Origin of the sequence: Streptomyces sp. NBC_01171 (genome assembly GCF_045039805.1) — a bacterium.
GTDB lineage: Bacteria > Actinomycetota > Actinomycetes > Streptomycetales > Streptomycetaceae > Streptomyces.
In genome coordinates this window covers 5,052,890-5,078,145 of record NZ_CP108609.1, presented here as the reverse complement: position 1 = coordinate 5,078,145, position 25,256 = coordinate 5,052,890, and the positions used below count along the sequence as shown (strand labels likewise).

At 71.9% G+C, this 25,256-nt stretch carries 20 protein-coding genes; 9 read left to right on the top strand and 11 right to left on the bottom strand.

Going from position 1 to position 25,256, the window contains the following annotated elements:
- The first annotated feature begins 5 nt into the window (after positions 1–5).
- From OG448_RS23345 to OG448_RS23330, 4 genes are all read left to right on the top strand, one after another.
- Positions 6–818 carry an aminoglycoside N(3)-acetyltransferase gene (locus tag OG448_RS23345; RefSeq protein ID WP_405556587.1) on the top strand — a complete coding sequence of 271 codons (813 nt, stop codon included), beginning with the start codon at positions 6–8 and terminating at the stop codon, positions 816–818.
- Between the two features lie 31 nt (positions 819–849).
- Positions 850–1,773: an ABC transporter ATP-binding protein gene (locus tag OG448_RS23340; RefSeq protein WP_086692721.1), complete on the top strand. Its 924-nt coding sequence runs from the start codon at positions 850–852 to the stop codon at positions 1,771–1,773.
- On the top strand, positions 1,770–2,543 hold the full coding sequence (locus tag OG448_RS23335; protein ID WP_405556585.1) for an ABC transporter permease: 774 nt from the start codon (positions 1,770–1,772) through the stop codon (positions 2,541–2,543). The genes OG448_RS23340 and OG448_RS23335 overlap by 4 nt, the downstream gene beginning before the upstream one ends.
- 69 nt (positions 2,544–2,612) lie before the next feature.
- Positions 2,613–3,623, top strand: coding sequence for a COX15/CtaA family protein (locus tag OG448_RS23330; protein WP_405556584.1), 1,011 nt, complete (start codon positions 2,613–2,615; stop codon positions 3,621–3,623).
- Between the two features lies 1 nt (position 3,624).
- On the opposite strand, the gene OG448_RS23325 is transcribed toward OG448_RS23330, so the two are convergent.
- From OG448_RS23325 to OG448_RS23310, 4 genes are all read right to left on the bottom strand, one after another.
- Entirely contained in the window at positions 3,625–4,356 is a 732-nt protein-coding gene (locus tag OG448_RS23325) for a nucleotidyltransferase (protein WP_405556582.1), read from the bottom strand.
- A gap of 39 nt (positions 4,357–4,395) precedes the next feature.
- On the bottom strand, positions 4,396–5,496 hold the full coding sequence (locus OG448_RS23320; RefSeq protein WP_405556580.1) for an amidohydrolase: 1,101 nt from the start codon (positions 5,494–5,496) through the stop codon (positions 4,396–4,398).
- A gap of 75 nt (positions 5,497–5,571) precedes the next feature.
- Positions 5,572–5,886, bottom strand: coding sequence for a hypothetical protein (locus tag OG448_RS23315; RefSeq protein WP_399567079.1), 315 nt, complete (start codon positions 5,884–5,886; stop codon positions 5,572–5,574).
- Between the two features lie 61 nt (positions 5,887–5,947).
- Positions 5,948–6,934, bottom strand: a complete 987-nt coding sequence (locus tag OG448_RS23310; protein ID WP_405558907.1) for a heme o synthase — start codon at positions 6,932–6,934, stop codon at positions 5,948–5,950.
- Positions 6,935–7,322: 388 nt separating this feature from the next.
- Between OG448_RS23310 and tkt the strand changes: the two genes are divergently transcribed.
- The 5 genes from tkt to pgl are packed head-to-tail and all read left to right on the top strand — an operon-like array spanning position 7,323 to position 13,976.
- The gene (gene tkt, locus OG448_RS23305) at positions 7,323–9,410 is read left to right on the top strand and encodes a transketolase (protein ID WP_405556578.1); all 2,088 of its coding nucleotides are present in this window, start codon (positions 7,323–7,325) and stop codon (positions 9,408–9,410) included.
- Positions 9,411–9,444: 34 nt separating this feature from the next.
- Complete coding sequence (tal, locus tag OG448_RS23300) at positions 9,445–10,563, top strand: transaldolase (RefSeq protein WP_405556576.1); 1,119 nt, start codon at positions 9,445–9,447, stop codon at positions 10,561–10,563.
- Between the two features lies 1 nt (position 10,564).
- Positions 10,565–12,103, top strand: coding sequence for a glucose-6-phosphate dehydrogenase (gene zwf, locus OG448_RS23295; RefSeq protein WP_405556574.1), 1,539 nt, complete (start codon positions 10,565–10,567; stop codon positions 12,101–12,103).
- Positions 12,100–13,197, top strand: coding sequence for a glucose-6-phosphate dehydrogenase assembly protein OpcA (gene opcA, locus OG448_RS23290; protein ID WP_405556572.1), 1,098 nt, complete (start codon positions 12,100–12,102; stop codon positions 13,195–13,197). Before zwf ends, opcA begins: the two co-directional genes overlap by 4 nt.
- Positions 13,194–13,976, top strand: a complete 783-nt coding sequence (gene pgl, locus OG448_RS23285; protein ID WP_031182002.1) for a 6-phosphogluconolactonase — start codon at positions 13,194–13,196, stop codon at positions 13,974–13,976. The genes opcA and pgl overlap by 4 nt, the downstream gene beginning before the upstream one ends.
- Before the next feature lie 50 nt (positions 13,977–14,026).
- Here pgl and OG448_RS23280 read toward each other — a convergent pair whose 3' ends face one another.
- From OG448_RS23280 to OG448_RS23250, 7 genes are all read right to left on the bottom strand, one after another.
- Positions 14,027–18,865 (bottom strand): DUF3320 domain-containing protein, encoded by a 4,839-nt coding sequence (locus OG448_RS23280; RefSeq protein WP_405556570.1) that lies wholly within the window; start codon positions 18,863–18,865, stop codon positions 14,027–14,029.
- Positions 18,866–19,105: 240 nt separating this feature from the next.
- A complete protein-coding gene (gene pgi, locus OG448_RS23275) occupies positions 19,106–20,752 on the bottom strand; it encodes a glucose-6-phosphate isomerase (protein ID WP_405556569.1) in 1,647 nt (548 codons plus the stop codon).
- A 76-nt stretch (positions 20,753–20,828) separates the two neighbouring features.
- Positions 20,829–22,097 (bottom strand): MFS transporter, encoded by a 1,269-nt coding sequence (locus OG448_RS23270; protein ID WP_405556568.1) that lies wholly within the window; start codon positions 22,095–22,097, stop codon positions 20,829–20,831.
- Positions 22,098–22,218: 121 nt separating this feature from the next.
- Positions 22,219–22,554 (bottom strand): RNA polymerase-binding protein RbpA, encoded by a 336-nt coding sequence (locus OG448_RS23265; protein WP_003957010.1) that lies wholly within the window; start codon positions 22,552–22,554, stop codon positions 22,219–22,221.
- A gap of 251 nt (positions 22,555–22,805) precedes the next feature.
- Positions 22,806–23,042: a preprotein translocase subunit SecG gene (gene secG / locus OG448_RS23260; RefSeq protein WP_030809737.1), complete on the bottom strand. Its 237-nt coding sequence runs from the start codon at positions 23,040–23,042 to the stop codon at positions 22,806–22,808.
- Between the two features lie 122 nt (positions 23,043–23,164).
- Positions 23,165–23,941: a triose-phosphate isomerase gene (gene tpiA, locus OG448_RS23255; protein WP_405556567.1), complete on the bottom strand. Its 777-nt coding sequence runs from the start codon at positions 23,939–23,941 to the stop codon at positions 23,165–23,167.
- A 6-nt stretch (positions 23,942–23,947) separates the two neighbouring features.
- A complete protein-coding gene (locus OG448_RS23250; protein ID WP_405556565.1) occupies positions 23,948–25,159 on the bottom strand; it encodes a phosphoglycerate kinase in 1,212 nt (403 codons plus the stop codon).
- Positions 25,160–25,256 lie beyond the last annotated feature (97 nt).

The following is a 25,256-nucleotide window of genomic DNA, read 5'->3' as shown; positions in this document are numbered from 1 at the left end:
GCGCCATGCCGACCCCCGTCCCGAACGGCCCCCTGGTCACCCGCGACACCCTCGCCGAGCAGCTCCTCCACCTGGGTGTCGAGCCCGGCGAAACCCTCCTCGCGCACGCCTCGCTGAGTTCCCTCGGCTGGGTGAACGGCGGGGCCGTCGCCGTCGTCCAGGGCCTCCTCGACGCCCTCGGGCCGGACGGCACCCTGGTCGTCCCGACCCAGTCCGCCGACCTCTCCGACCCCGAGCTGTGGCACGCGCCCCCGGTGCCGCCCGAGTGGTGGGAGACGGTACGGGCGACCATGCCCGTCTACGACCCCCGGACCACCCCCTCGCGCGGGGTCGGGGTGATCCCGGAGACCGTCCGCAACTGGCCCGGCGCCCGGCGCAGCGCGCACCCGCAGACCTCCTTCGCCGCGCTCGGCCCGCGCGCCGCCGAGATCACCGACGGGCACGCCCCGGACTGCCGGCTCGGTGAGCGCAGCCCGCTGGCCCGACTGGAACGCCTCGGCGCCCGGGTGCTGCTGCTCGGCGCGGGCTACCACGCCTGCACCAGCTTCCACCTGGCCGAATACCGGACACCCGCGCCGCTGGTGCCGGTCGGACGGCCCGGCCCCGGCGGCTGGGAGACGGTGACCGAGGTGTCCATCACCTCCGACCGCTTCGAGGAGCTGGGCCACGACTTCGAGCGGGACCGCCCGGTGGTGCGGGGCCGGGTCGGCGCGGCCGGGGCCCGGCTGTTCCCGGTCGCGGACGCGGTGGCCTACGCCGAGCGCTGGCTCCCGCTGCACCGTCCGCGCGAGGCCGATTTCCAGCACCCCCACGCCTGAGCCCCGCCACGCCTCCCTAGACTCTGGACCCATGCATAGTGACCCCGTGGTCCAGGTCCAGGCCCTGGTGAAGCGGTACGGGCGGAAGACCGCGGTGGACGGCCTCGACCTGGAGGCCCGGCCGGGCGTGACCGCCGTGCTCGGCCCCAACGGCGCCGGCAAGACGACCACGGTCGAGACCTGCGAGGGATACCGCACCCCGGACTCCGGCACCGTGCGCGTCCTGGGCCTCGACCCGGTGCGGGACGCGGCCGCGCTGCGCCCCCGGGTCGGCGTGATGCTCCAGTCCGGCGGCGTCTACTCCGGCGCCCGTGCCGACGAGATGCTGCGCCATGTCGCCAGACTGCACGCGCACCCGCTGGACGTGGACGCCCTGATCGAGCGCCTCGGGCTCGGCTCCTGCGGCCGGACCTCCTACCGGCGGCTGTCCGGCGGCCAGCAGCAGCGGCTCGCGCTCGCCATGGCCGTCGTGGGCCGCCCCGAGCTGGTCTTCCTGGACGAGCCGACCGCGGGCCTCGACCCGCAGGCCCGCCGCGCCACCTGGGACCTCGTACGGGACCTGCGCACCGACGGGGTCTCGGTGATCCTCACCACGCACCACATGGACGAGGCCGAGCAGCTCGCCGACGACGTGGCGATCATCGACGGCGGCCGGGTCATCGCCCAGGGCTCCCCGGAGGAGCTGTGCCGGGACGGCGCCGAGAACACCCTGCGCTTCAGCGGGCGCCCCGGACTGGACGTGGCCTCACTGCTCAAGGCACTCCCCGCCGACTGCACGGCCGACGAGCTGACGCCGGGCGGGTACCGGGTGAGCGGCAAGATAGACCCGCAACTGCTCGCCACGGTGACCTCCTGGTGCGCGCAGCACGGGGTGATGCCGGACCGGATCTCGGTGGAGCGGCACACCCTCGAAGACGTCTTCCTGGAACTGACCGGCAAGGAGCTGCGCTCATGACCACCGCGCCGGGCACGTACGCCCCCAGGCCCGGAGCGGCACCGCTCCCCCGCATGATCGGCGCGCAGGCCGCGCTGGAGACGCGGATGCTGCTGCGCAACGGCGAGCAGTTGCTGCTGACCGTGGTGATCCCGACGCTGCTGCTGGTGCTGTTCAGCTCGGTGGACGTCGTGGACACCGGGTCCGGCAGGGCGGTGGACTTCCTCACCCCCGGCATCCTGGCGCTCGCGGTGATGTCCACGGCGTTCACCGGGCAGGCCATCGCCACCGGGTTCGAGCGGCGCTACGGCGTGCTGAAGCGGCTGGCCTCCTCGCCGCTGCCACGCTGGGGTCTGATGACCGCGAAGACGGCCGCGGTACTGGTCACCGAGGTGCTCCAGGTGATCCTGCTGACCGTGATCGCCTTCGCGCTGGGCTGGTCGCCGCACGGCGATCCGGCCGCCGTCCTGCTGCTGCTGGTTCTCGGTACGGCCGCGTTCTCCGGGCTCGGGCTGCTGATGGCGGGCACGCTGAAGGCGGAGGCGACGCTGGCCGCGGCCAACCTGGTCTTCCTGCTGCTGCTGGTCGGCGGCGGGGTGATCGTGCCGCTGGAGAAGTTCGGCTCCGCCGGGCAGCACGTCCTCGGGCTGCTGCCGATCTCCGCGCTCTCCGACGGCCTGCGGGACGTGCTCCAGCACGGCGCCGGGATGCCCTGGGGCGACCTGGCGATCCTCGCGGTGTGGGCGGTCGTGGGGCTCGCGGCGGCGGGGAGGTTCTTCCGCTGGGAGTAGCTCCCGACGGCAGGTCCCGACGGCTCGGGACGGCCCCCTCGTGAAAGCGTGCACAAGCGGGCGCCTACGATGGTGCGCGTGCCAAAGCTGACCTCCGCCGACGCCCGGGCCGCCCTGCGCAACCCGCTCGCCTTCATCGCCGACCGCTGGACCCCGGACCCCCGGACCGTCCGCCGGGCCGCGCTCGCCGCACTCGTGATGTCGGTGGTCATCGTGGTCACCGGCGGCGCGGTGCGCCTGACCGGCTCCGGGCTGGGCTGCCCGACCTGGCCCACCTGCACCGACGACTCGCTGACCACCACCCGCGCCATGGGCTTGCACGGGGTCATCGAGTTCGGCAACCGCATGCTGACCTACGTGCTCTGCGCGGCCGTCGGCTGGGCGATCATCGCCGCCCGCTCGCAGGAGCCGTGGCGTCGAAGCCTCACCCGCCTTGGCTGGGCACAGTTCTGGGTGGTCATGGGCAACGCGGTGCTCGGCGGCATCGTGGTGCTCGTCGGGCTGAACCCGTACACCGTCGCCGCGCACTTCCTGCTGTCCACGGCGCTGATCACCGTGGCCACCGTGATGTGGCAGCGCACCCGTGAGGGTGACGTGGAGCCGCGTCCGCTGGTCGGCGGGGCGGTACGGCAGCTCGTGTGGTTCCTGGTGGCGGCGGCCGGGCTGCTGATCGCGGTCGGCACGGTGGTGACCGGCGCCGGTCCGCACGCCGGCGACTCCTCCGAGGTGGCGCGCATCCCGCTGGACTGGGAGATGATCGCCAAGCTGCACGCGGTGCTGGCGTGGATCGTGGTGACGCTGACCTTCGCCCTCTGGTTCGTCCTCAAGGCGGTCGACGCACCCAAGGGCCCCCTGTCCCGCACCCGCGACCTCTTCCTGATCCTCCTGGCCCAGGGCGTCATCGGCTACATCCAGTACTTCACCCATCTCCCCGAGGCCCTGGTAGCCCTCCACATGCTCGGCTCCTGCCTCATGTGGATCGCCACACTGCGCGTCCTCCTCGCCCTCCGCGAACGCCCCGACTCCGGGGCCGAGGTCCCCGGCCCGGCGTCCGAGGTCTCCGTGGGCACGCCGGCCTGACTCAACGACGCCCGGCCACGAGCGCGTCGATGGCCGGGCCGAGGTAGGCCCGGGTCAGCCGGGCCCTGCGATCCGGGTCGGGGCCGGGGCCCTGCTCGCCGTAGCGCCTGCGGGTGATGTCCTCGACGACCTCGGCCGGGGCGCCCAGTAGGGGCAGCTCGGCGAGCGCATGCCGCTTGGAGATCAGCCGCCCCTCGCGCAGGGTGACGGTGGCGCGGGCGAAGGTCAGCAGACCGAGGTCGACCCAGATGTCCTCCCGCCAGAGCCGCTCCTTGTCCACCGCCGGCCGCCAGAAATCCCGCTGGTCGGCCGCGACGAAGTCCCGCAGCTCCCGGTCCGGCACCGGCGGCAGGTACGCGACGGGCGCCGCCCCGTGCAGCACCCGGCCGAACTCGTGCAGCTCACTCCGGGTCACCGGTGTGACCGGGCGGCGCTGGATCCGGCCGTGCGCCCAGGTCAGATGCGACCGCTCCGGATCGGCCGCCGTGGGCGGGGTCAGGTAGGAGCAGTGCAGCTTGGCCGCGAGGGGTTCGGCCCGCAGCCTCCGGTGCAGCACGATCAGCCGGCCCATGACAGCCAGGCTCAGCGGGCCGGGCAGCACCGCGATCAGGTCCAGGTCGCTGCGGCCCTCCTGGTAGTCCCCGCCGCCCAGTGAGCCGTGGGCCCAGACGGCGAGCGGGCACAAGGGGGCGAGGTCGTCCAGGAAGCGGGCGAGGAGCGCTTCGGTCGGCATGGGGCGAGTGTCGGGGACAGGGGACCGCCCGTACAGACCTCAGCGCAGCCCGTACACCCGGTGGGCGTTGTCCGCGGCGAGGAGGTGGGCTACTCGGCGGGCGTCTGCGGGGGAGCAGGCACCCTCGGTGAGCCAGGTGCCGAGGACTCGGTCCAGGGCCTCGCGGAAGAGGTGGGCGCCCACCACGTGGAGTTCGGGGAGGGACTGGGCGCCGGTGGAGAAGAGGACCTTGCCGAAGGGGGCGAGTTCCAGGATGTCCGCCAGGATCGCGGCCGCGCGGGCGCCGGTGCGGGCGAGGGCGGCGCCGGAGTCGGCGTAGACGTGCGGGTGGGCGGCGGCCAGCCGGGCCGCGTACCGGTGGTGGAAGTGGCCGGGCAGCAGGACCAGGTCGGTGCCGAGCCCCGCGGTGGCCCGTACGAAGCCGGTGAGCGGGGCGGGGTCGGTGCGCAGGCCGGGTTCCTCGGGGCCGGCGTGCAACTGGAGCGGGCGGCCCGTGGCCACCGCGATCCACAGCAGGTGGCCCAGCAGTACGGGGTCGGTCAGCTCCTCCCCCACGCGCCGTTCGGCCAGCCAGCGGGCGGCGGCACCCTGTACCGCGCCGATTCCCGGCGGCTCGGGGGCGAGGGCGGGCCCGCCGTCGGTGAGCGAGGCCGTGGCGGCGAAGGCGACGGCGTGCGTGGCGGCCCCGTGCACCGACTCGGCCAGATTGGCGAGGAACGAGGCGACCGTGCCCGAGGTGTCCGCGACCTGCTCGGCCAGCGGCTCCAGCCGGACCACCTCGCGCGCCTCCGCGTCACCCGCGGCGGCCATCTCCTCGGGCCCGGTGAGATCGTCGGGCAGCCCGCTGGAGACCAGGTAGGTGGTGATCCCGGACCCGCGCAGCAGCCTGCGCCCGGCCTCCAGCACGCCCAGTTCGCGGCGCCGGGCGAGATAGCGGGCGGGCGGACAGTGCGGCTCCAGACCGAGCAGCGGCGGACACCACCGCCGCACCGCGAACCCCGTCTGGGTGTCGAACAACGTGGTCCCCGGCGCGGCCGGCCCCTCCCCCCGCCCGAGCCGGGCCTCGAACGTCCCGAGCCCCAGCTCGGTCCGGAGCACCCCGTGGCAGTACTGATCCACGAGCGAAGGCGTGTCGATCATCGAGGCTCCCGTGAACGGTGTGCTGCTTGACCGTCCTAACGGAGCGAACGAGGTTCAGGTGGCGCGAGCCGGGACTCAGATCTGAATCCCGGCCATCCGCTTCCACTCGTACGCGCTCGTACGGATCTTCGCCGCGAACTCCCCGTCGAAGTCCTCCTGCAGCGCGACCCCGGCCTTCTCCACCGCCCGGCGCCCGATCTCCACGCTGGGGGCCACGAGGTTCCCCCACTCCCCGTCCTCACCCACGAGGGCGATACGGGCCCCCCGCTCGCCGAGGTAAGCGACGTTCCCCTCGGCCCCGCCGTGCGCCTTGGCGAACGTACCGATCTGGTGGGCGAGCCGCTTCACCTGGCGCTCGCTCTTCGCGTCAACCTGCTCCGTGTCAGCCATGACAGGGATGCTACCGACGAGTAGAGAAAAGGGCGACGGGAGGTGGGGGTCGGCCTCGGCGTCAGCGGAGGAAGGGGTCCACCGCGACGGCGACGAAGAGGATGGAGACGTAGGTGATCGACCAGTGGAACAGCCGCATCTCCTTGAGCTTGCCCCCCGTCGCCTCGGCCTTGGCCCGGTTCTGCAGGCCGTGCGCCTCCCAGAGCCAGAAGCCGCCGGCCGCGACGGCGACCACGGTGTAGAACCAGCCGGTGTAACCGAGCGGGGTCAGCAGCAGGGAGACGGCGACCATCACCCAGCTGTAGATCACGATCTGCCGGGCGACCACCTTGTTGGAGGCGATGACGGGCAGCATCGGCACGCCCACGCGGGCGTAGTCCTCCCTGACCTTCATGGACAGCGGCCAGTAGTGCGGCGGCGTCCAGAAGAACATCACGAGGAAGAGGATGACCGGCGCCCAGGACATCGAGTTGGTGACCGAGGACCAGCCGATCAGCACCGGCAGACAGCCCGCGATACCGCCCCAGACGATGTTCTGCGAGGTACGCCGCTTGAGGATCATCGTGTAGACGACGACGTAGAAGAGGAGCGCACCAAGTGACAGCCAGGCGGACAGCCAGTTGACGGTCAGCCCGAACAGCAGCGTCGAGACGACCGCCAGGGTGATGCCGAAGGCGAGGCACTCGCGCGGGCTGACCAGTCCGGTCACCAGTGGCCGCTGCGAGGTGCGGTCCATCAGCGCGTCGATGTCCCGGTCGATGTACATGTTGAGCGCGTTGGCGCCGCCCGCGGAGAGATAGCCGCCGACGCAGGTGAGCAGGACGAGGCCCAGGTCGGGCACCCCCTGCTGCGCCAGGAACATCACCGGCACCGTGGTGATGAGCAGCAGCTCGATGATCCGCGGCTTGGTCAGCGCCACGAAGCCCTTGACACGGGCACCGAACGACCGGTGAACCGGGGCCGGGCTCGTAACGGGACCGGCCTCCCCCAGCGCCTTAAGGGCCTGGGAAGTGCCCCCAGGACGGGATTCGACGGCCGTCACGCACACCCCTGACAGAGACATCAAGCGAGCATTCCCGTGTGAAAGCGGGGTAAAGGCTCGCGCGTACCACGCCACTTTAGACGTTGCCCATATCCGGTTTTTCGCCGGGGTCGGCTCGTGTTGGCGAGCCCCTGGGCACACCGCCCGTCCGAGGCCCCTCCGGGCTCGGTTGAGCACTCGGACGAGCGGCTCCGTATTCATGTGCCAAGCGGCTTCCGGGCCGGTCGGGAGGCGGATCGGGAAGAGTCCCGGCAGTCTGGAATGACTCGAAAAAACGCACGTCCCCTCGGGGGTAGGCTCGACAACGGCCGGTGGACACCAGTGCACCGGCGGCCGGCGGGCGCCACGCGCCGCGAACCGGCGAACGACATGTGGAGAGGAGCCCTGACCCAGGGTGAGCACCAAGCCGACCACCACAGACCTTGAGTGGACCGAGCTGGACCAGCGGGCCGTGGACACCGCCCGGGTCCTGGCCGCCGACGCCGTACAGAAGGTCGGCAACGGCCATCCCGGCACGGCGATGAGCCTGGCCCCGGCCGCCTACACCCTCTTCCAGAAGGTGATGCGGCACGACCCGGCCGACCCGCAGTGGGTGGGCCGCGACCGCTTCGTGCTGTCCGCCGGTCACTCGTCCCTGACCCTCTACACGCAGCTCTACCTGGCCGGCTTCGGCCTGGAGCTGGACGACCTGAAGTCCTTCCGCACCTGGGGCTCGAAGACTCCGGGTCACCCGGAGTACGGGCACACCAAGGGCGTCGAGACCACCACCGGCCCGCTGGGCCAGGGTGTGGCCAACGCGGTGGGCATGGCGATGGCGTCCCGTTTCGAGCGGGGCCTGTTCGACCCCGACGCGCCCGAGGGCACGTCCCCGTTCGACCACTACATCTACTGCATCGCCGGTGACGGCTGCCTCCAGGAGGGCATCTCCTCCGAGGCGTCCTCCCTCGCGGGCCACCAGAAGCTCGGCAACCTGATCCTGCTGTGGGACGACAACCACATCTCGATCGAGGGCGACACCGAGACCGCCGTGTCCGAGGACACGATGAAGCGGTACGAGGCGTACGGCTGGCACGTCCAGCGTGTGGAACCCAAGGCCGACGGCGACCTCGACCCGGCTGCGATCTACGCGGCGATCGAGGAGGCCAAGGCGGTCACCGACCGGCCGTCCTTCATCGCCATGCGCTCGATCATCGCCTGGCCCGCCCCGAACGCCCAGGACACCGAGGCCGCGCACGGCTCGGCGCTCGGCGAGGACGAGGTCGCCGCGACCAAGCGCGTCCTCGGCTTCGACGAGACGCAGAGCTTCGCCGTCGCCGACGAGGTCCTGAACCACACCCGCGGCGCCCTGGAGCGCGGCCGTCAGGCCAAGGCGGAGTGGGAGAAGGGCTTCCAGGTCTGGCGCGAGAACAACGCCGACCGCGCGGCCGAGTTCGACCGCATCAGCGAGGGCGCCCTGCCGACCGGCTGGGAGCTGAAGATCCCGGTCTTCGAGACCGGCAAGAGCGTGGCCACCCGTGCCGCCTCCGGCAAGATCCTCCAGGCGCTGGGCCCGGTCATCCCCGAGCTGTGGGGCGGCTCCGCCGACCTCGCCGGGTCGAACAACACGACCATCGACAAGGACAGCTCCTTCCTCCCGGCGGGCAACCCGCTGCCGGAGGCGAACCCGTACGGCCGCACGATCCACTTCGGCATCCGTGAGTTCGCCATGGCCGCCGAGATGAACGGCATCACCCTGGCCGGGAACACCCGGGTCTACGGCGGCACGTTCCTCGTCTTCTCCGACTACATGCGCAACGCCGTCCGCCTGTCGGCGCTGATGCACCTGCCGGTGACGTACGTGTGGACGCACGACTCGATCGGTCTCGGCGAGGACGGCCCGACCCACCAGCCGGTGGAGCACCTGGCCGCGCTGCGCGCGATCCCCGGTCTGAACGTGGTCCGCCCGGCGGACGCCAACGAGACCGCGATCGCCTGGCGCGAGGTGCTCAAGCGCTGGACCAAGGAGTTCGGCAAGGGCGCCCCGACCGGCCTGGTGCTGACCCGCCAGGGCGTGCCGACGTACGACCCGAACGAGGACGCCGCGCGTGGCGGCTACGTCCTGTTCGAGGCCGAGGGCGGCGAGCCGCAGGTGATCCTGATCGCCACCGGTTCCGAGGTGCACGTCGCCGTGGAGGCGCGCGAGCAGCTCCAGGCCGAGGGCGTGCCGACCCGCGTGGTCTCGATGCCGTCGGTCGAGTGGTTCGAGGAGCAGGACCAGGGGTACCGGGATTCCGTACTGCCGCCGTCGGTCAAGGCCCGCGTCGCCGTGGAGGCGGGCATCGGTCTCACCTGGCACAAGTACGTGGGTGACGCCGGCCGCATCGTTTCCCTGGAGCACTTCGGCGCGTCCGCGGACGGGAAGCTCCTGTTCCGCGAGTTCGGCTTCACTCCGGAGAACGTGGCCGACAAGGCGCGGGAATCCCTCGCCGCTACGCAGCGCTGACGCCCGTAAACGACACGTAGGAGATGCAATTTCCATGACAGACGCACTGAAGCGCCTCTCCGAGGAAGGCGTGGCGATCTGGCTGGACGACCTGTCGCGCAAGCGGATCACGTCCGGCAACCTCGCCGAGCTGATCGACCAGCAGCACGTCGTGGGCGTCACCACCAACCCCACGATCTTCCAGAAGGCGATCTCGCAGGGCGACGGTTACGACCAGCAGCTCACCGACCTCGCCGCGCGTGAGGTGACGGTCGAAGAAGCCATCCGCATGATCACGACGGCGGACGTCCGTGACGCCGCCGACATCCTGCGCCCGGTCTTCGACGCCACCGGCGGCAAGGACGGCCGGGTCTCCATCGAGGTCGACCCGCGGCTCGCCCACAACACGCGTGCCACGCTCGCCGAGGCCCGCCAGCTCGCCTGGCTGGTGGACCGCCCGAACACCCTGATCAAGATCCCGGCCACCGAGGCGGGTCTGCCGGCCATCGCGGACACGATCGGCAACGGCATCAGCGTCAACGTCACGCTGATCTTCTCCCTCGACCGGTACCGCAAGGTCATGGACGCGTACCTGAACGGCCTGGAGAAGGCCAAGGAGCGCGGCCTGGACCTGTCCAAGATCCACTCCGTGGCGTCCTTCTTCGTGTCCCGTGTGGACGCCGAGATCGACAAGCGGCTGAAGGCGCTGGGCACCGACGAGGCGAAGGCGTTGCTCGGCAAGGCCGCCATCGCCAACGCGCGCCTCGCCTACCAGGCGTACGAGGAGGTCTTCTCCTCCGACCGCTGGAAGGCGCTGGAGAAGGCGGGCGCGAACAAGCAGCGTCCGCTGTGGGCGTCGACCGGCGTGAAGGACCCGGCGTACCCGGACACGATGTACGTCACCGAGCTGGTCGCGCCGAACACGGTCAACACCATGCCGGAGGCCACCCTGGAGGCCGTGGAGGACCACGGTGAGATCACCGGCGACACGGTGTCCGGCACCTACGAGCAGGCCCGTGCCGACCTCGACGCGATCGAGCGGCTCGGCATCTCCTACGACGACGTCGTAAAGGTGCTGGAGGACGAGGGCGTGGACAAGTTCGAGGGGTCCTGGAACGACCTGCTCAAGTCGACCGAGGCGGAGCTGAAGCGCCTCGCCCCTTCGGAGGGCTGATTTGTCACCCCTCAACGGTTCCGGAGCGAACCCGCTTCGTGATCCCGCGGACCGACGGCTCCCGCGCATCGCGGGGCCGTCGGGCCTGGTGATCTTCGGCGTCACCGGCGACCTGTCCCGCAAGAAGCTGATGCCGGCCGTCTACGACCTCGCCAACCGCGGTCTGCTGCCGCCGGGCTTCTCCCTGGTGGGCTTCGCCCGCCGCGACTGGGAGCACGAGGACTTCGCGCAGGTCGTGCACGACGCGGTCAAGGAACACGCGCGTACGCCGTTCCGCGAGGAGGTCTGGCAGCAGCTCATCCAGGGGATGCGCTTCGTCCAGGGCACCTTCGACGACGACGAGGCGTTCGAGCGGCTGCGCGCGACCATCGACGAGCTGGACAAGCAGCAGGGCACGAGCGGCAACTTCGCCTTCTACCTGTCGGTGCCGCCGAGCGCCTTCCCGGTCGTCATCCAGCAGCTCAAGAAGCACAACCTGACCGACCAGTCCGGGGGCTCCTGGCGGCGCGCGGTCATCGAGAAGCCGTTCGGCCACGACCTGAAGTCCGCCGAGGACCTCAACAAGGTCGTGCACGAGGTGTTCGAGCCGGACCAGGTGTTCCGTATCGACCACTACCTCGGCAAGGAGACCGTCCAGAACATCCTGGCGCTGCGCTTCGCCAACACCATGTTCGAGCCGATCTGGAACCGGTCCTTCGTGGACCACGTGCAGATCACGATGGCCGAGGACATCGGCGTCGGCGGCCGTGCCGGTTACTACGACGGCATCGGCGCCGCCCGTGACGTGATCCAGAACCACCTGCTCCAGTTGCTGGCGCTGACCGCCATGGAGGAGCCGTCCTCCTTCGGCGCGGACGCGCTGGCCAGGGAGAAGACCAAGGTCCTCGGTGCCGTACGGCTGCCGAAGGACCTGGGCGCGGACACCGTGCGCGGGCAGTACGCCTCCGGGTGGCAGGGCGGCGAGAAGGTCATCGGCTACCTCGAAGAGGAGGGCATCGACCCGAAGTCGAAGACCGACACCTACGCGGCCCTGAAGCTGGAGATCGACAACCGCCGCTGGGCGGGCGTCCCCTTCTATCTGCGCACCGGCAAGCGGCTGGGCCGCCGGGTCACCGAGATCGCGGTGGTCTTCCAGCGGGCGCCGCACTCCCCGTTCGACCACACGGCGACCGAGGAGCTGGGCCAGAACGCGATCGTCATCCGGGTCCAGCCCGACGAGGGCATCACGGTCCGCTTCGGCTCCAAGGTGCCGGGCACCTCGATGGAGATCCGGGACGTGTCGATGGACTTCGCCTACGGCGAGTCCTTCACCGAGTCCAGCCCCGAGGCGTACGAGCGGCTCATCCTGGACGTGCTGCTGGGCGACGCGAACCTGTTCCCGCGCACGGAGGAGGTCGAGCTGTCCTGGAAGATCCTCGACCCGGTCGAGGAGTACTGGGACGAGCACGGGCGGCCCGCGCAGTACAAGTCGGGCACCTGGGGCCCGTCCGAGGCCGACCAGATGCTCGCACGAGACGGACGGAGCTGGCGCCGGCCATGAAGATAGACCTGACCGACACCACCGCCGGTGAGATCAACAAGGCGCTGATGGAGGGCCGCCGCGCCATCGGCACGCCCGCCGTGGGCATGGTGCTCACCCTCGTCATCGTCACCGACGAGGAGAACGCCTACGACGCGCTACGGGCCGCGAGCGACGCCTCGCGGGAACACCCCTCGCGCACGCTGGTGGTCATCCGCCGGATCTCGCGCACCCCGCGCGACCGCACCGGCTCCCGCCTCGACGCCGAGGTACGGGTGGGCGCGGAGGCCGGCACCGGCGAGACGGCCGTGCTGCGGCTGTACGGCGAGGTGTCCGACCACGCCGACTCGGTCGTGCTGCCGCTGCTGCTCCCGGACGCGCCGGTCGTGGTCTGGTGGCCGGTGAACGCCCCGCTCGACCCGGCCGAGGACCCGCTGGGCGCGCTCGCGCAGCGCCGGGTCACCGACACCTACGCGGCCGAGCAGCCGGTGCGTGAGCTGGCGGCGCGCGCCGAGACGTACACGCCGGGCGACACCGACCTGGCGTGGACGCGGATCACGCCATGGCGCTCGATGCTGGCGGCGGCCCTGGACCAGGTGGACTGCGAGGTGCGGTCCGTCGAGGTCGAGGGCGAGGAGTTCAACCCGAGCTGCGAGCTGCTGGCCATGTGGCTGGCGGACCGGCTGGGCGTGCCGGTGAAGCGGTCGCTGTCCTCGGGCCCGGGTCTGACGGCGGTCCGCATGGAGACAACGTGCGGGCCGGTCGTGCTGGACCGGGCGGACGGTGCGCTGGCGAGCCTGTCCATCAAGGGCCAGCCCGCCCGCGCGGTGGCGCTCCAGCGCCGGGGCACCGCCGAGCTGATCGCGGAGGAGCTGCGCCGGCTCGACCCGGACGACACCTACGCGGCGGCCCTGCGCTACGGCGTGGAGCGGCTGTCGATGGGCGCGGACGCGGTGGCGACGCTGGGCGGCGCTCCGGCGGAGTCCGCGAAGGAGACGGCAAAGGACGAGGCGGTCGCCGAGGTGGCCGAGTCCGAGGCCGAGGCCGGTACCGAGGAGGGCGAGGCCGAGCGGCCGACCCCGAAGTCCCTCGCGAGGAAGGCGGCGTCGAAGTGAGCACTCCGCAACTGGTCGTGCACCGCGACAAGGAACTGATGGCCGAGGCCGCCGCCGCGCGGCTGATCACCAAGATCGTGGACGCGCAGGCGTCGCGCGGTCACGCCTCGGTGGTCCTCACCGGTGGCCGCAACGGCAACGGTCTGCTGGCCGCGCTGGCCAAGGCGCCCGCGCGGGACGCCATCGACTGGGGCCGGCTGGACCTGTGGTGGGGTGACGAGCGCTACCTTCCCGAGGGCGACCCGGACCGCAACTACACGCAGGCCCGCGAGGCCCTGCTGGACTCCGTACCGCTGGACCCGGCGCGTGTGCACCCGATGCCCGCCTCCGACGGGCCCTACGGCGCGGACGTGGACGCGGCGGCCGGTGCCTACGCGGCGGAGCTGGCCAAGGCGGCCGGTCCCGAGGACCACGCCGAGGTGCCGGAGTTCGACGTGCTGCTGCTGGGCGTCGGGCCGGACACGCATGTGGCCTCGCTCTTCCCGGAGCTGCCCGCGGTGCGGGAGACCGAGCGCACGGTGGTGGGTGTGCACGGCGCGCCCAAGCCGCCGCCGACCCGGACCTCCCTGACGCTGCCCGCGATCCGCGCGGCGCGTGAGGTGTGGCTGCTGGCGGCCGGCGAGGACAAGGCCGAGGCGGTGGCGATCGCGCTGTCCGGCGCGGGCGAGGTGCAGGCCCCGGCGGCCGGTGCCCAGGGCCGCGCGCGGACGCTGTGGCTGCTGGACTCGGCGGCCGCGGCGGACCTGCCGCGGTCGATGTATCCGCCGGCTTCACCGTGAGCTGAGCGCATGGAAAGGGCGGCGGGGACTCCCCACCGCCCTTTCGTGTGTCAGCGGGCGGCGCTCACCTGGTCCGGGCCGCCCTGGAGCCGCCCGGCGCTGCGGAGTTCCGCGATGTCGGCGGCGAGCCGGTCGCGGATGTCCTTGCCGGTGCGCCGCCAGCCGAAGAACTCGCAGGTCTGCTTGATGAGTTCGTCCTCGGTCATGCCGGGGCACTCGGCGGCCAGTTCGTACAGGGCCACATGGCGTTCGCCGGGCGCGATGTGCACGACCTTGCGCGGGGTGTCGCCCTCGCGGGGGTGGCGGGCCTTCAGCGGGCCGGGGTCCGCGAGCGCGTAGAAGCCGTCGTCCGAGGCGATCTCGCCGGAGCGCACCAGGGAGTCGGCGACCGCGCGGACGTTGTCCCGGATACGGCTGCCCGCCCGGCCGACGCCCCACGCTTCCCGCGCCCGCTGCACCAACAGGTCCTCGTGGACCGGCCCTTCGGCCTCGACGATCCGGGCCAGCACCTCGCGCAGCGCGGGCCGGGCCTCGGCGGTGTGCAGTTCGTGGCGCGGGGCGACGGTGACGACACCGGGGGCGTACGGCGCGCTCCACTCGCGCCCGGTGCCGAGGTCGACGGGGACGCGCTCCGGCGGGGCTTCGACGGGCCCGGTCCGCTGCTCGGGCACCGCGGCGACGGGCGCGGGGCCGGTCACCGCGGTCAACGGGCCGCTCGCCACTGCCTGTTCGACGGCCTCGCGCAGCCGGCGTTCCGCCGCCGCCCGACCCCGGTACCAGTCGGTGCCCCAGATGCGGTGCAGCCGCCAGCCGAGCCCGCCCAGCACCTGCTCGCGCAGCCGGTCCCGGTCGCGGGCGGCCTTGGACGAGTGGTACATCGCGCCGTCGCACTCGATGCCGAGCGCGTACGCGCCGGGCAGCTCGGGATGGCGCACGCCGAGGTCGATGCGGTACCCGGCCACGCCGACCTGCGGCTGGACCCGGTAGCCCCAGCCGCGCAGCACGGCGAGGACGGACTCCTCGAAGGGGCTGTCGGGTTCGGCGTCGGACTGGACCACGTCACGGGCGAGGACGGCCGGGCCGTTCTCGGCGTACTCCAGGTAGCGCTTGAGGTACTGGACGCTTTCGTTGGCGCTGTCGGCAAGGCCGGTGCCCCGGAAGGAGGAGACGACCTCCATGCGGAAGCGGGCGCGGGTGACCGCCACGTTGAGGCGCCGCCAGCCGCCGTTCTTGTTGATCGGGCCGAAGTTGAGGCCGAGGCGGCCGTGTTCGTCGGGGCCGTAGCCGATCGACATGATCATCACGTCGCGCTCGTCGCCCTGCACCGACTCCAGGTTCTTCACGAAGAACCCGTCGAGCCGGTCCTCGGTGAAGCAGTGGTCGAGGTCGGGCCGGGCGAGCCGGGCCTGCTGCACGGCCAGGTCGATCGCGGACGCCTGCGCCTGCGACAGCGCGACGACACCGAGGGTCTTGCCGGGCCGGGTGTCGAAGTGGTGCAGCACCCGCCGGGCCACGAACTCGGCCTCGGCCCGGTTGTCCCGCCGCCCGCCCCGGTCGTAGACACCGTCGGCCGCCAGGAAGGCCACGCCCACGTCGTTGCCCTCGGCCACCGCGCCGGGGAAGGTGATCATCGAGTTGGCGTAGAACTCGCGGTTGCTGAAGGTGATCAGGTTCTCGTGGCGGCTGCGGTAGTGCCAGCGCAGGGGCAGTTCGCGCATCGCGCCCGCCTTGCAGGCGTGCAGCAGGGACTCGAAGGAGTCGGGCAGGTCCTCGGCGTACTCGTCGGAGTCGTCGTCCACCGCGGAGTCGAAGAAGGAGGTCGGCGGGAGCTGCTTGTCGTCACCGGCGACGATCAGGGTGCGGCCCCGGTAGATGCAGTTCACGGCGTCGCTGGGCCGCACCTGCGACGCCTCGTCGAACACCACCACGTCGAAGTGGAAGTCGGCGGGCAGGAACTGGCTGACGGTCAGCGGGCTCATCATGAAGCAGGGCTTGACCGCCTGGACGACCTCGCGGGTGCGGCCCAGCAGTTCGCGCACCGGCATGTGCCGGGTCTTCTTCTCGGCCTCGCGGACGATGACGGCGCCGCCGCCCCCGGCGAAGTTGCGCGGGCGCCGCTTGTTGCACGCCTCCGTCACCGCACCGCCCGCCGCGGCCACCAGCCGCAGGTCGGCGGCGCGGAAGTCGGCCACGCGGGTGTCCAGGTCCTCGGCACGGGTGCTGCGCAGCCGGGGGTCGGTGGAAAGCAGGTCGTCCGCCCAGGCGCGCAGCACCGCCTGCTCGGCCACCTCGGGCAGCCGCTGCGGGTCGAGCCCGCGCTCGGCGGCACTGGCCACCAGCGTGTCGGCGCCGTGCCGGGCGAGCACGGCGACCCCGCCGACGTGGGTGTGCCAGACCTCGGGGCCCTGCGGGTCGTTCAGCAGCGCGTCGACGGCCCGCCCGGCCTGGTCGAAGGGGCCGAGCAGGGCGGGCGAGAGCTGGGTGCGGCGGGCCGCGTCGAACTGGCCGAGCAGCTCGGTGACGGCCGCGTTCCAGCGTGCGGCGCGGGCGGTGGCGGCGGCGCACCAGGCGGCGAGGGCGCCCTGGATCTGGTCCGCCAGCAGCGTGGGCAACGGATCGGGGTCGGCGTCGGCGGCGAGACGGTCGGCCAGCAGGGCGGGCCGCTCGGCCGGGGCGCCGAGCACCGCGACGCGGTCGGCGGTGGCGAGGGCCCGGTCCGTGTCGGCGCAGGCCGGGAGGGTACGCGGGGTGTACGGGCCGAGGAGCACCCGGTGGGTCTCGGCGAGCCGGGCGGCCTCGGCGGCGGCCCGGTGCCACGCGAGGGCGTGGTCCAGCCGGCCGAGGAGGGTCTTGTCCCAGACGCCGGTGCGGGTGAGCGCGGTGAGCTTCTGACGGTCGGCCTTGTACTGCGCGGAGAAGCGGGCCATCAGTCCCTTGTGCTGCTCCCCGAACCGGGCGACCAGGGCGGGGAGTTCGGGCTCGGCGAGCACCTGCTCGCCGAACACGTCGGCGGCGGCCGCGCGGGCCCGCTCCTCGGCGTCGAGGGCGGTACGCAGCTCACCGGCGGCGGTGTGGGCGCGGCGCAGCGTTCCGGCGTCGAACCAGTCACGCGGCGGGCGGTGTCCGGCGGTGGTGAGCGCGGCCAGCTCGCACAGGGCGAACGCGGCCTCGGGCCGGTCCGGCTTGGGCATGCCGAAGAGGTCGGCGAGCTGGGCACTCTGGGCGGTGATGTCGTCGGGCAGCGCGCCGTCGGCCGGTGCCGTGGTGCCGGGCAGCCCGGCGGCGAGGGTACGGACGAGCTGCTGGAGTTCGCGGACCGTGCGGGGCTCGTCCACGGTGACGGCGAAGGGACGGCGTCCGGCGGCGGTGACCAGGGCGCCGAGGGCGTCGGCGGCCTCGTCCACGGCCTGGTGCGCGGCGGTGCCGGTCAGACCGCGCCAGGCGAAGGCGTCCCCCTCGGCGGCGGGACGCCAGGCACGGGCGACGGTACCGGCGGCGGCCAGCAGTTCCTGGAGCGCGGCGGCGCTCAGGGTGCGCGCGGCCTTGGCGTTGCGGGCGCCGAGCGGGAGCTGCGGGGTCCCGGCCTGCTCCAGCAGGACCAGCCGGCCCAGGACGTCGTGCAGGGTGCGGCCGAGGGGGTCCCGGGTCTCGTTCATCGCGGCCGCGTAGCCGGACAGCTCCTCGCGCAGGGCGCGGGCGCGCTCCAGCTCGTGGGCGGCGGCCCCGGTGACGCGGGCCTCGGTCGTGAGCACCCGCGCGAGTTCGGTGGCCACCGCCTTCTTGCTGGTGTCGCCGCTGTGCAGTGCCATGACGAAGTCACCGAGGCCGACCGCGCCCAGCCGGTTGCGTACGACGTCCAGGGCGGCGGCCTTCTCGCTGACGAACAGCACACTGCGGCCGGCGTGCATGAGCGCGGCGATCAGGTTGGTGATGGTCTGGCTCTTGCCGGTGCCGGGCGGCCCGCTCATGACGAAGGACCGCCCGTCCAGCGCGGCCGCCACGCACTGACGCTGGGAGGCGTCGGCGTCGAGGACGAGCGGGGTGCGCTCGGGGAGCTGGACCTCGTCGATGCGGTCGAGACCGGGCGGCTCGAAGTCGACCAGGTCGGCGGGGAGCCCGGCGTCGGGACCGAGGGCGACGGCGCGGACCAGCGGGTGGGCGAGGATCTGTTCCTCGTTCTGCTGGAGGTCCTGGTACATCGCCTCGCGGTGGGAGGCGAACAGGCCGAGCACCGCCCGCTCCCGCACCGCCCAGCCGTCCAGCCGGGCGGTGACCTTCCGGGCGGCGGCGAGCACGGCGGCCAGGTCGCCGGCGTCGGTGCCCGTCACGGGCGTCCAGTCGACGCCGAGCCGGTCCGCCTTCACGGCGAGCGCCGGGTTGTGGATGCGCTCCTGCCCCTCGGCCGGGTGGAGGCGGTAGCGGCGGTTGCCGTCGCGGCGCAGCTCCACGGGGACGAGGAGCAGCGGGGCGGCACTGCTCTCGTGCGCGCCGGGCTCGCGCCAGTCGAGCATGCCGATGCCGAGCCAGAGCACCCAGAGGCCGTAGTCGTTGAACATCTGGCCGGACTTCTGGCGGAGTTGGTACAGCGAACTGTCCAGCGCGGCCTGGGTGGTCTTCTGGGTGACCAGGCCGGGCCGGGAGCGCCGGGCGGTGCCGGCGTCACCCGCCTTGGCCAGCTCCACCCCGGCCTCCCGCTCGGTGACGGGGGCGAACTCCCAGCCCTTGGCCAGCTCCGCGAGCAGGGCGGCCGGGTCCGGTGCGGTGATCTCCAGGGTGGCGGTCCTGGTGTGCCGGAAGTTCAGCAGCCGGTTGCGGCCGCCCATGTCCAGCAGAGAGTTCCGCCATCCGTCGAGCACGGCCTTCAACAGGGTGTGCGGCTGATGGGCCATGTGGTGGGTACCTCCCGGAGCTGCGCAGGGGTGACCACCCTCTCCGGCCCCCCTGGAGGTATCTCCCTATCAGGTGTGTCCCGTCGCCACACCGAAGATCGACAAGCCGATATGGATCTGTTGTGAAAGTACGGCGGAACTCTTGCGCGGTCGGGTGGCTTCCGCTTGACCGGGGGCGCCGGAATCTTACGAGCGGCGGGCGCGGCGGCCTGAGCCGGCCGCGCCCGCTCCCCAGGTCGGTCAGCCGCCCATCTTGCGGTACTCGGCGACCAGCGCCCGCGTCGACGGGTCGAGGCCGGGCACGTTGGCGCCTTCGGTGAGGGCGGGTTCGATGCGCTTGGCGAGGACCTTGCCCAGCTCGACGCCCCACTGGTCGAAGGAGTCGATGTTCCAGACCGCGCCCTGCACGAACACCTTGTGCTCGTAGAGGGCGATGAGCTGCCCCAGCACGGACGGGGTCAGCTCGGGCGCCAGGATGGTGGTCGTCGGCCGGTTCCCCTGGAAGGTCTTGTGCGGGACCAGCTCCTCCGGGACCCCCTCCTCCCGGACCTCCGAGGCGGTCTTGCCGAAGGCGAGGGCCTGGGTCTGGGCGAAGAAGTTGGCCATCAACAGGTCGTGCTGGGCCTTGAGTTCATCACTCAGCTCGTCCACGGGACGCGCGAACCCGATGAAGTCCGCCGGGATCAGCTTCGTGCCCTGGTGGATCAACTGGTAGTACGCGTGCTGCCCGTTGGTACCGGGCGTGCCCCACACCACCGGCCCGGTCTGCCACTCCACCGGAGTGCCGTCGCGCTGTACGGACTTGCCGTTGGACTCCATGTCCAACTGCTGGAGGTAGGCGGTGAACTTCGACAGGTAGTGGCTGTACGGCAGCACCGCGTGCGACTGCGCGTCGAAGAAGTTCCCGTACCAGATCCCCAGCAGACCCAGCAGCAGCGGCGCGTTCTCCTCCGCCGGAGCGGTACGGAAGTGCTCGTCCACGGTGTGGAAACCGTCCAGCAGCTCCCGGAACCGGTCCGGACCGATCGCGATCATCAGCGACAGGCCGATCGCGGAGTCCAAGGAGTAACGGCCCCCGACCCAGTCCCAGAACTCGAACATGTTGTCCGCGTCGATGCCGAACCCGGTGACCTTCTCCGCGTTCGTCGACAGGGCCACGAAGTGCTTGGCCACGGCCTTGTCGTCACCGAGCGCGTCCAGCAGCCAGGTGCGGGCCGACGTCGCGTTGGTGATCGTCTCGATCGTGGTGAACGTCTTCGACGCCACGATGAACAGCGTCTCCGCCGGGTCCAGATCCGGCACGGCCTCGTGCAGGTCCGCGCCGTCCACGTTCGACACGAACCGCACCGTGAGATCACGGTCGGTGAAAGCACGCAGCGCCTCGAACGCCATCGCCGGACCCAGGTCGGAACCACCGATACCGATGTTGACGATGTTCCTGATCCGCTTGCCGGTGTGACCCGTCCACTCACCCGAGCGGACCCGGTCGGCGAACCCGGCCATCTTGTCCAGCACCGCGTGCACGGCCGGGACCACGTTCTCCCCGTCGACCTCGATCACCGCGTCCCGGGGAGCGCGCAGCGCGGTGTGCAGCACCGCACGGTCCTCGGTCGTGTTGATCCGGTCACCCCGGAACATCGCGTCCCGCAGCCCGAACACATCGGTGGCGACGGCCAGTTCGCGCAGCAGCCGCAGCGCCTTGGCGTCCACGAGCTGCTTGCTGTAGTCGATGTAGAGGTCCCCGACCTGGACCGTGTACGTCCGCCCGCGCTCCGGATCGGCGTCGAACAGCTCCCGCAGGCTCGTCCCGCCGAACCCCGCGCGGTGCTCCTCGAGAGCGGCCCACTCGGGCATCCGGTTCAGTGCTGTACGGCCTTCTGCGTTCATCTCCGGCTTCCGCCTTCCTTTCTGCGCCTGTCGCCTGTCCTGCCCCGTGTGCCCCCTGCGGGACCAACCTAATTGATCACGCGGGGGCCGGGCCGGTGGTGACACCGCCCCGCTTCCCGTCCTTCGGTACGTCCGCCGAGCGCGCCGGTATCAGCGCGAGCACCGCCGCCGCGAAGAGGGCGGCCGCGAGGAGGGCTGGGGCGTTGAGGCCGAGAGAGCCTGCGGCGGTTCCGCCGAGCAGGGCGCCGAGGGGGGCTCCGGCGGTGGAGGCGGTGCGGAAGGCGGCCGAGATGCGGCCGGTCATCGCGGCGGGGGCGCGTTGCTGCATCAGCGTCACCTGATTGACGTTCCACACCATGCCCATCGCGCCGAGCAGCAGCATCCCGGCGACCAGCGCGGCCAACTCCCGGACGGAGCCCAGCAGGAGCAGCGCCCCGGTCTGCACGGTGCCGCCCAGCAGCAGGGCCCGTACCCGGCCGAGGCGGGCCGCCAGGCGCTGGGCCAGGAAGCCGCCGGCGATGCTGCCGGCCGAGTAGGCGGTCATGGCGGCCGCGTATCCGGCGTTCCCCGCGTGCAGCCAGCCGGTGACGTGCAGGACGAGGGTGGCGATCAGGGCGCCCATGCCGATGTTGCACAACAGGGTGGCCCCGCAGGTCACGCGGAGCGCGCGGTCCCGCCAGAGGGCTCGCAGCCCCTCCCCCATGTCGGCGCGCAGCGTGGCGCCGGGCGGGCGCGGTGCGCGGGCCGGCGTGCCGAGGCGCAGGGAGGCCACGAGGGCGGCGCCCAGGAGGTAGGTGACGGCGTCGGTCGCGTAGGGCAGGAACGCCCCGGCTGTCAGCAGCAGCGGCACCAGGGGTCCGCCGAGCAGGCCGCCGGCGAGCTGCTGACCGGTCATCAGGCGGGCGTTGGCGCTGCCCAGGGACTCCGGCCGGACCACGGAGGGCAGCAGGGCGGTCGCGGCGTTGTCGAACAGGGTCTGGAGGGCGGTGAGGGAGAAGGCGAGCGCGATGAGCAGCGGGATCGAGGCGTGTCCGAGGGCCACCGCGAGGGCGAACGCGGCGACGAGCAGCCCGCGCGCCACGTCCACGGCCCACATCGCGCGCCGTTGGTCCACGCGGTCGGCCACGGCGCCGCCCAGCAGGCCGAACAGCAGCCAGGGCACATACCCGCAGGCGGTCACGGCGGCGACGGCGAGCGGGTCGTCGGTCAGCCGCACGGCGAGCAGGGGCAGCGCGGCCGTGCGTAACGCGTCGCCGAAGCGGGAGAGCACGGCGGCACTCCACAGCCGCCCGAATCCCCCACGCCACGCGGGCGTTGCCGTCTCCACCATCTGAGCCGTCGTCATGGCCGTCTCCCCGAGTCGCAGTTGCCTCACTCACAGTAGGGGGCACCACTGACAACGGGGTCCGGCCGGGGGACGGGACAGCTCCGGCCGGGCACCTTCGGGTCCCGGCCGGTGTCAACTCCTAGATCTCGCCCCGCAGTTTGGCGAGCGCCTCGGCGAGGATCGCCTCGCCGTCCGCGTCGCTGCGCCGCTCGCGCACATAGGCGAGGTGCGTCTTGTAGGGCTCGGTGCGCGGCGGGTCCGGCGGGTTGTCCCGGTCCTGACCGGCCGGGAAGCCGCAGCGCGGGCAGTCCCAGGTGTCGGGGACCTGCGCGTCGCTGGCGAAGCTCGGCTGGGTCTCGTGCCCGTTGGAGCACCAGAAGGAGATGCGCAGACGCGGTGCGGACTCGCCGCGCTCGGCCTCGCCCATCGGCCCCGCACCGACCCGGCTGCCCCGGATCGCGTTGCCACTTGCCACGGTCGTAACTCCCTGCGTGATGGTGCCGCGAAGCAGGTCGGCCTATCGCTTCGCCGCGAGCGCCTCAGTCTACGTAAGGCCCAACGCGCGTCCAGTGATGGGAGGTACCGCCTCCGCCCAGACGCAAGCCCCATGATAGGCCGCGCTCGTGGGCGCGTACCGAACATGGGGCCTTACGTGTGGAATCTATGCACTTGTGGGACGTGCGGGGCATCGCGGCTGTACGCGCGGCCCCCGCCTCGGCGGTCCGGTCAGCCGCTCGACTTCATGAGCAGGCCGAGCACGATGATCGAGGCGAACCAGAGCACGGCGATCACGACCGTGATGCGGTCGAGGTTGCGCTCGGCGACCGAGGAGCCGCCCACGGAGGACTGCATGCCACCACCGAACATGTCGGAGAGGCCGCCGCCCTTCCCCTTGTGCATCAGCACCAGCAGCATCAGCAGCAGGCTGAAGACGATCAGGGCGATCGAGAACCCCAAAACCACGGCTGGACCAACTTCCTCGGATTCGGACGGACGGATTCGGATGGACGACGGGGGCACGACACCATGGCCATGCCCCCGCAAGAGTACGACGTATCGCCGCTACCGCCTACTCGCGGCCCACATCACTGATCGCGGAACCGCACGATCTTGACGAACTCGTCGGCGTCCAGCGACGCGCCGCCCACCAGGGCACCGTCGACGTCCGGCTTGGCCATGATCTCGGCGATGTTGCCGGACTTCACGGAGCCGCCGTACTGGATGCGGACCTTGTCGGCGATGTCCTGGGAGTACAGCTCGGCGAGCTTGCCCCGGATCGCGCCGCAGACCTCCTGCGCGTCGTCGGAGCCGCAGACCTTGCCGGTGCCGATGGCCCACACGGGCTCGTAGGCGATCACGACGTTCTCGGCCTGCTCGGCCGGGACGTCCTTCAGGCCGCCCTCGACCTGGGCGAGGGTGTGGTCGACGTGGTTCCCCGCCTCGCGGACGTCCAGCTCCTCGCCGACGCACAGGATCGGCGTGAGGCCGTTCCTGAAGGCCGCCTTGACCTTGGCGTTGACCACGTCGTCGGTCTCATGGTGGTACTGGCGGCGCTCGGAGTGGCCGGCGAGCACGTAGGAGCACTTCAGCTTGGCCAGCATCGGGCCGGAGATCTCGCCGGTGTAGGCACCGGAGTCGTGCCGGGAGATGTCCTGGGCACCGTACTTGATCTTGAGCTTGTCGCCGTCGACCAGGGTCTGCACGGAGCGCAGGTCGGTGAACGGCGGCAGGACGGCGACCTCGACGGCCTCGTAGTCCTTGTCGGCCAGGGCGAAGGCGAGCTTCTGGACGTGCGCGATGGCCTCGAGGTGGTTGAGGTTCATCTTCCAGTTGCCCGCCATGATCGGCGTGCGGTTGGTCATGCGGGGTCAGTCCTCCAGTGCGGCGAGGCCGGGGAGCGTCTTGCCCTCGAGGTACTCGAGGGAGGCGCCGCCGCCGGTCGAGATGTGGCCGAATGCGTTCTCGTCGAAACCGAGCGTACGCACCGCGGCGGCGGAGTCGCCGCCGCCGACGACGGTGAAGCCGTCGGAGTCGACGAGCGCCTGGGCGACCGCCTTGGTGCCCTCGGCGTAGTCGGGGTGCTCGAAGACGCCCATCGGACCGTTCCAGAACACGGTCTCGGCGTCGCCGAGCTTAGAGGCGTACAGCTCGCGGGTCTTCGGGCCGATGTCCAGGCCCTCCTGGTCGGCGGGGATCTTGTCCGCGTCGACCACGGTGTGCTGCGAGGGGGCCTTGGTCTTCAGGTCCGGGAACTCCGGGGAGACCAGGACGTCGACGGGCAGGACCAGCTCGACGCCGTTCTTCTCGGCGCGCTCCATGTACTCCTTGACGGCCGGGATCTGGTCCTCCTGGAGGAGGGAGATGCCGACCTCGTGGCCCTGCGCCTTGAGGAAGGTGTAGGCCATACCGCCGCCGATGAGCAGGCGGTCGGCCTTGCCGAGCAGTTGGTCGATGACGGCGAGCTTGTCGGAGACCTTGGCGCCGCCGAGGACGACGACGTAGGGGCGCTTGACGTCAGCGGTGAGCTTCTTCAGGACGCCGACCTCGCGCGCGATCAGGTAGCCGGCGTAGTGCGGCAACCGGGCCGGGAGGTCGTAGACGGAGGCGTGCTTGCGGTGCACGGCGCCGAAGCCGTCGCCCACGTACACGTCCGCGAGGGCGGCCAACCGGTCGGCGAACTCGCCGCGCTCGGTGTCGTCCTTGGAGGTCTCGCCGGGGTTGAAGCGCAGGTTCTCGATGACCGCGACCTGGCCGGGCTCCAGGCCGTCGACGGCCGCGTGGGCGGCGGGGCCGACGGTGTCCTCGGCGAAGGCGACCGGCGTGCCGAGGAGTTCGGCGAGACGCTCGGCGACGGGCAGCAGCGAGAAGGCCGGGTCCGGGGCGCCCTTGGGACGGCCCAGGTGGGAGGCGACGACCACCTCGGCGCCCGCGTCGGCGAGGGCCTTGATGGTGGGCACGACGGCACGGATGCGGCCGTCATCGGTGATGGTCCCGTCGGCCAGCGGCACGTTGAGGTCGGCGCGGACGAAGACCCGCTTGCCGCTCACGCCGTCGGCGAGAAGTTCGTCGATCGTCTTCATTGAGTGGACTCCTGGAGAGGGCTCGTGATGCCCCTGATCGTAAGAGGGCGTGGTCCGTGCGTGAGACAGGGCCCGGACAGCGCGGCCGTGCGCTGCC

Excerpts from the sequence above, each read along its gene's own strand:
- OG448_RS23270 (WP_405556568.1), bottom strand. The coding sequence starts at position 22,097 with ATGACGACGGCTCAGATGGTGGAGACGGCAACGCCCGCGTGGCGTGGG.
- tal (WP_405556576.1), top strand. The coding sequence starts at position 9,445 with ATGACAGACGCACTGAAGCGCCTCTCCGAGGAAGGCGTGGCGATCTGG.
- tpiA (WP_405556567.1), bottom strand. The coding sequence starts at position 23,941 with ATGACCAACCGCACGCCGATCATGGCGGGCAACTGGAAGATGAACCTC.
- OG448_RS23345 (WP_405556587.1), top strand. The coding sequence starts at position 6 with ATGCCGACCCCCGTCCCGAACGGCCCCCTGGTCACCCGCGACACCCTC.
- OG448_RS23315 (WP_399567079.1), bottom strand. The coding sequence starts at position 5,886 with ATGGCTGACACGGAGCAGGTTGACGCGAAGAGCGAGCGCCAGGTGAAG.
- OG448_RS23340 (WP_086692721.1), top strand. The coding sequence starts at position 850 with ATGCATAGTGACCCCGTGGTCCAGGTCCAGGCCCTGGTGAAGCGGTAC.
- OG448_RS23325 (WP_405556582.1), bottom strand. The coding sequence starts at position 4,356 with ATGCCGACCGAAGCGCTCCTCGCCCGCTTCCTGGACGACCTCGCCCCC.
- OG448_RS23335 (WP_405556585.1), top strand. The coding sequence starts at position 1,770 with ATGACCACCGCGCCGGGCACGTACGCCCCCAGGCCCGGAGCGGCACCG.
- OG448_RS23280 (WP_405556570.1), bottom strand. The coding sequence starts at position 18,865 with ATGGCCCATCAGCCGCACACCCTGTTGAAGGCCGTGCTCGACGGATGG.
- OG448_RS23250 (WP_405556565.1), bottom strand. The coding sequence starts at position 25,159 with ATGAAGACGATCGACGAACTTCTCGCCGACGGCGTGAGCGGCAAGCGG.
- OG448_RS23320 (WP_405556580.1), bottom strand. The coding sequence starts at position 5,496 with ATGATCGACACGCCTTCGCTCGTGGATCAGTACTGCCACGGGGTGCTC.
- OG448_RS23330 (WP_405556584.1), top strand. The coding sequence starts at position 2,613 with ATGGTGCGCGTGCCAAAGCTGACCTCCGCCGACGCCCGGGCCGCCCTG.
- pgi (WP_405556569.1), bottom strand. The coding sequence starts at position 20,752 with ATGAACGCAGAAGGCCGTACAGCACTGAACCGGATGCCCGAGTGGGCC.
- opcA (WP_405556572.1), top strand. The coding sequence starts at position 12,100 with ATGAAGATAGACCTGACCGACACCACCGCCGGTGAGATCAACAAGGCG.